The following is a 5,830-nucleotide window of genomic DNA, read 5'->3' on the forward strand; positions in this document are numbered from 1 at the left end:
ATACAAGCCATCGAGCGCCGCTTCCTCGGCAATCTTCTCCGTCTTGCGCACCCAGGCGATCTGCTCGATCGCAAAGCGTAACCTGAGTTTGGCGACTTGCGCGGCGACGGTCGCCGGGTCGGCGGTATTGCCCGAGAACACCTCCACCGCGACCGGGCAGCCATCGGCAGCACAGATCAGCCCAAAGACAATCTGCGGATCATCGCGCTTGCCGTCGCGCGAATGCCCGCGGGCGGCAAGCGGACAGCAACGGCCGGTGAGCCAGGTCGAGGTCAGGTCGTAAAGCACCAGGGTGCTACCGACCAAGTGCCTGCGCGCCAAGCGCCGCTCGATGTCCGGTTGTGCTGCGTGTAGCCAGTCGAGCGCACGATGGTAAAGACCTCCTCCGCACTGCGGTTGCGCGAACAAAGTGGGGTTCCTTCCCGCGACCGGGCTTATGTTGTCCCGCGATCTCGATCGGTACTATGAACCCCTCCGACTCCCGCCTGCAGCCGCTGCGCTTTCGTTGCCTTATACGCAGCGGTCGGTGGTCTCCCCACCTCCGCAGACGGGTCCCCAGCACTGGGCAATAAGTCTTCAAGAACATGCCGTCCCTGCTACCCCGGGAGTCGAAAAGCGCCACTTCCGTTATTCGGGCGCCCATTCAACGGCCTTCCCCTTCTGACCGCAGGGCCGGCTCCTCCAGATAGCGCGGGTTGGCTGCCGGCCTGCGGGCGGAACCTAGCTGTTCGGGGCCCAGAATCGCTCCATCGCAATATGGATGTAGGAGGCCGACCAGCCGATCATGAGCAAACCGTTGAGGGTTTCGGCGCCGGCCAGCAGGCGCAAGGCCTCAAGCGGGACAAGGTCACCATAGCCAAGTGAGGAATAGGTCTCGGCCGAGAAATAGAGCGCGGTCTCGAAGCTCAGCGGCTCGGCCCCACTCATTGTGCCGACACCCGAACGCACGAGCAGCAGCAGCGCCACCGCGTAGAGTGCAATCTCCAGGGCATGCGCCAGAAAAGTTGCGCCGAGCACGACCAGCAACTTGAAGCGCGAGCGCAGAGGCACCATGGGCAGCACGCGGGAGAGACCTGAAAGAACCTCGAAGTGGATGAGTGTGGTCAGGACCAGCATCGCAATGGCCCCCAGAACCACGATCGACAAGTTAAGCCCCCCCCGGCCGGATCAGGTAAGGGCCACCGGACTCAGGCACCGCGATGATGCCGCTCATTTCGGCCCCACGCTTGACGGGCGTGCTTGCGCTCGCGCGCGGCGCCACCACCAGAATGCTGCGCCGAGTCGCAAGGCCATCACCCACAGCGCTTCCTCGATTTTCTCGAGATCCGAGAACTCCGGGTCGGCGTGTGGTCACAGCAATTGCCTTTCCGGCTCATCGAGCTGAATTTTCATTTGGATCCTTTCGGCATGGCAATCGACGTTGCTGCGGCCACTGACTTCTTGCCCAACAGCGGCGCAGCGCTTGGATCGAACACTCGATACGCAAGCAGTTTGACGCGGTCGCTGACGAGGAACCAAACGAAGGCGTAGCCCCAGACGAACAGCGCCCAACCCCAGCCTAGCGGCGTCATGAACAGCCCGTAAACCGCGATCAGGGTCGCCACGATTTGCGTGCCGAGCACCGCCATCCACAAGATCCGTGCCGGGCGGATGGACCAGAACGGGCCGCGCGTTCGCGTCAGGAAGATCGTCAGATGACCAGCCACGGAGAGCATCAGATACATCAGGGTCTGGAGATGAGGGTGATCAAGCTTATAAACTCGATCAGCCAGGTAGAACATACCAAACGCTGCCAGAGGTCCGACAATACCCAGCACCGAAGAAACACCGAGGACCATGTGCATGTTCCAGGCCTCAGGCTGATCCTTGTAGCGCACGTTATCGTAGGCAATGGACAGAATTGCGCCATCGTTGAGCAACGCCAGCATGACGATCATCACCGCGGTCATCGGGTAGAAATTGAACACCAGAATTGATAAGGTCATGAACAACAGCACGCGCAACGTCTCGGTGATACGGTAGATCGCGTAACTGTTCATGCGCTGGAAGATGTTCCGGCTCTCCTTGATCGCGTCGATGATCACCGACAGGCCAGGCGTCATCAGCACGATGTCCGCCGCCGCGCGCGCCGCATCCGTCGCGCCGGAAACGGCGATGCCGCAGTCGGCCTTTTTCAGCGCGGGCGCATCGTTCACCCCGTCTCCCGTCATGCCGACGATATGGCCGCGCTGTTGCAGGACATCGATGATGTGGTACTTGTGTTCGGGGAACACCTGGGCGAAACCGTCTGCTTTCTCGATCGCCTCCGCCAACTTCGCCGTCTCGTGATGCTTGGTGTCGCCGAATCCGCTGGCATCGAGAATATTCGTGCCCAGCCCCAGTTTCTTGGCGGTTTCCTGGGCAATAGCCAACGCATCGCCCGTCACCATCTTGACGCTGACGCCCATCTCGCGGGCCGTCGCGATGGTCGCCCTGGCCTGCTCGCGTGGCGGATCGAACAGCGGCAATACGCCGACAAACTGCCACCCGCCATCCTGATCGGCCCGTGCCACGCCCAATGAACGGAAGCCCCGCGCGGCGAATTCGTTGACCGCCGTCTCGACGGCAGACTTTACCTGCGCGGCATTGGCCGACAGTTCCAGAATCACCTGTGGCGCGCCCTTGGTGACCTTAAACTCTTTTCCGTCCACGCCTTTGACGGAGGCCTCGGTGCGTTTATGGACCGGGTCGAATGGCTGGAAATGAAGGACCTGATAGCCCTTCAATGCCTGATCGTCTTTCAGGCCACCGAGGACAGCGAGGTCGATGGTGTCCTGATTGTCTGCCCGCGAGGCCAGAGCGGCGTTGAAAATCACCTGCTCTGCGGACACGTTGTTGACGGCGAACGGATCGCCCAGGGTCAGTTTATTCTGGGTCAGGGTGCCGGTCTTGTCGGAGCACAGCACGTCCACGCCCGCCAGTTCCTCGATAGCCGCCAAGCGGGTCACGATGGCCTCTTTCTTCGCCAGCAGACGTGCCCCGACCGCCATGGTGACCGACAGCACCGTCGGCATCGCTACCGGAATGGCGGCTACGGTCAACACCAAGGCGAACTGCAGCGTGGTGAGAATCGGGTCGCCCCGGAAGAGCGCGACAGTGATGATCACCGCCACCAGAACCACCGCGAGGATGATCAGGTAGTTGCCGATTTTGAGTACCGCACGCTGGAAGTGGCTGGCCGCCTGCGCTCCCTGCACCAGCTTCGCCGTCTTGCCGAAGTAGGTGTTGTCGCCGGTGGCGTACACCAGCGCGTCGATTTCTCCGGTGCGGATGATCGAACCGGAGAACACCGCGTCGCCGGCTTGATGCGTAACGGGCAAGGACTCACCGGTCAGCGCCGATTGATCCACCTCCACCGGGTCGCCTTCCAGCAGGCGCGCATCGGCCGGTACGATGTCACCCAAGCGCAGATGGATGATGTCGCCTGGCACGAGTTCACGCGACTCCCGGCTGCCCCACTTGCCATCGCGTTTGACCTGGGCCTTGCTTGCCAGCTTGGCCTTCAGTGCGGCGATGGCGTTGCCGGCCTGGTGTTCCTCCCAGAAGCCGACCACGGCGTTGGCAATAAGCAACACCAGGATGATGCCAAAGTCCGGCCAATGTTGGGCAACCCCCGACAGTATCACCGCCGCTTCGATCATCCACGGGATCGGACCCCAGAAATACGAGAGAAATTTCAGGAAGGCGTTGGTTTCCTTTTCATCAATCTCGTTCGGCCCGTATTGGGCCAGACGTTTCTCCGCCTCGGTCTGGCTGAGACCGTCCGGCGACGATGCCAATTTCTTCTCCACCTCTGCCAGCGGCAGGGATTTCAGATCATCCTTCGCAGCGGACTTCGGTCCCGGCTTCGGTTCGGGCGCCCTGGATTGGGAGGTGTTAGCTTCCATTATGGGTATCCTTTGCACTTACCGAGGCCGTTACGCCTCGTCCAACCATTTCCGCGCCTCGACCGCCTTGGCGTGATCGAAGTAACGGACTTGTGCTTTTGTAAACGGCTTGCAGAAGATTGCCATGCCGTGCTGCCACGCCTTGTCCCCGAGCATTGCCAGTCGGTCGATGTCGGCGAAGTGCTGGATGCCGAACTTGGTGTCCTCCCACGCTGCACTGAGTTCCCAGCCATGGAAGTCGCTCATGTCGAACAACACCCGCAGCTTTCCGTGCTGTTGGACAAGTCGCTCGAACGCGGGCACAAACTCCGCGTAGTCGTCCTTGATCAGCTTGCCGCTGGCGTGGATGGTGAGCAGCTTGCCGTTATTTTCTTCATTGAGTTTTATGGTCATTGGGTACGTCTTTCGTAAGATTTCTGCGTCGCGGGGCACTGCTCTTCGAGCTGAACTCCACGGCACCACCAAGGAACCGCCGATCAATTAACCACCGAGGCGTTACCTTCACCATCGGTCAACTTATCGCGCACCTCGTGAGCCCAACAATTCGACGGCCATTGTCGAACACACGGCCGAGGAGACAGCAGCAGGCAGTATCTTCGGAATCTTGCTCGAGCAATGGCGAGGCCAAGCGCCACAGCATGCTGTCGCCTACTGCTGCAGCACATAGGTTCCCGGGCTGTCGCACAGGGGCTCATAGCCTTTGTCCGGGGCACCCATCGCTGGCGGCGCTTCGCTGCCCGAGGAGTGCGCTTCGAGCCATTGCTGCCAGGCTGGCCACCACGAGCCCTGCGCGGTCGGCGTTTGTGCTTTCCAGGTTTCCGGGTCGATGCAGCGGTCCCCTTCGTGGCAGACGCTGAGCTGGTAAGAGCGGTGCGGGTGGCCGGGTTCGTTGACGATGCCGACGTTGTGCCCGCCGCTGGTCAGCACAAACGTCAGCTCGGTGGCGTCGCTTTGCAGGTGCAGTTTGTACACCGAGTGCCAGGGGGCGACGTGGTCGGCCACGGCGGCCACGGCAAAGATCGGGCAGTGGATGTCGCTGATCGAGATGGCGCGGCCTTCGACCATGTACTTGCCCTCGAAGAGCTCGTTGTCCACGTACAGCCGGCGCAGCAGCTCGGAGTGCTGGCGATAGGGCATGCGCGTGCCGTCGGCGTTCCAGGCCATCAGGTCGAACATCGGTTCGCGATGCCCGAGGTAGTACTCGCGGACCATCTTCGACCAGATCAGGTCGGCAGATTTCAGCAGCTGAAAACCGCCCGAGACCTGCTTGTGATCGAGGTAGCCTTTCTGCCACATCATGTCTTCGAGCAGCGTCACTTCGCTGGCGTCCATGAAGACGTTGATCTCGCCGACTTCGGTGAAGTCGGTCATGGTGGTGAACAAGGTGACGCTGGCCAGACGGTCGTCGCCGTCTCTCGCCATTGCCGCCGCCGTGATGGTCAGCAGAATGCCGCCCAGGCAATAACCGGCGGCGTGAATCTTGCGTCCGGGTTGCAGCTCGGAGATGACCTCGACAGCGGCCAGGGTGCCGTGTTTGCGGTAATCCTCCATGCCCAGATTGCGGTGCTCCGGACCCGGGTTGAGCCACGAGACCATGTACACCGTATGGCCGCGATCGACGAGATACTTGACCAGCGAGTTGTGCGGCGAGAGGTCGAGGATGTAGTACTTCATCATCCACGCCGATTGCATCAGCACCGGTTCGCGCTGGACGGTGTCGGTAGCCGGCGTGTATTGAATCAGCTCGATCAGGTGATTGCGGTAGACCACCTTGCCAGGGGTGATGGCGAGGTTCTCGCCGACGCGGAAGGCCTCGACGCCGGCGGGCGCTTCGTTGCGCAGCGAGCGCTTGAAGTCCTCGCGATAGTTGCTGGCGCCGCGCGCCAGATTGGCGCCGCGCTCGT

Annotated in this window: 4 protein-coding genes and 1 pseudogene; all 5 read right to left on the reverse strand. The window is 61.5% G+C overall.

Annotated elements, in window-relative coordinates:
* Nucleotides 1-408, reverse strand: a pseudogene (locus RUW20_RS15115) (IS1634 family transposase); the annotation flags it as partial.
* 312 nt (nucleotides 409-720) lie between these two features.
* Nucleotides 721-1,137: a potassium channel family protein gene (locus tag RUW20_RS15120; protein ID WP_313953061.1), complete on the reverse strand. Its 417-nt coding sequence runs from the start codon at nucleotides 1,135-1,137 to the stop codon at nucleotides 721-723.
* Between the two features lie 251 nt (nucleotides 1,138-1,388).
* On the reverse strand, nucleotides 1,389-3,926 hold the full coding sequence (locus RUW20_RS15125) for a plasma-membrane proton-efflux P-type ATPase (RefSeq protein ID WP_313953058.1): 2,538 nt from the start codon (nucleotides 3,924-3,926) through the stop codon (nucleotides 1,389-1,391).
* A gap of 30 nt (nucleotides 3,927-3,956) precedes the next feature.
* Nucleotides 3,957-4,319 carry an STAS/SEC14 domain-containing protein gene (locus RUW20_RS15130; RefSeq protein ID WP_313953059.1) on the reverse strand — a complete coding sequence of 121 codons (363 nt, stop codon included), beginning with the start codon at nucleotides 4,317-4,319 and terminating at the stop codon, nucleotides 3,957-3,959.
* 255 nt (nucleotides 4,320-4,574) lie between these two features.
* Nucleotides 4,575-5,830: alpha/beta fold hydrolase (locus tag RUW20_RS15135; RefSeq protein WP_313953060.1), on the reverse strand; the 1,256-nt coding region annotated here is incomplete at its 5' end.

The sequence above is a fragment of the Accumulibacter sp. genome, from assembly GCF_032229525.1.
Lineage (GTDB): Bacteria > Pseudomonadota > Gammaproteobacteria > Burkholderiales > Rhodocyclaceae > Accumulibacter.

Excerpts from the sequence above, each read along its gene's own strand:
- RUW20_RS15125 (WP_313953058.1), bottom strand. The coding sequence starts at position 3,926 with ATGGAAGCTAACACCTCCCAATCCAGGGCGCCCGAACCGAAGCCGGGA.
- RUW20_RS15130 (WP_313953059.1), bottom strand. The coding sequence starts at position 4,319 with ATGACCATAAAACTCAATGAAGAAAATAACGGCAAGCTGCTCACCATC.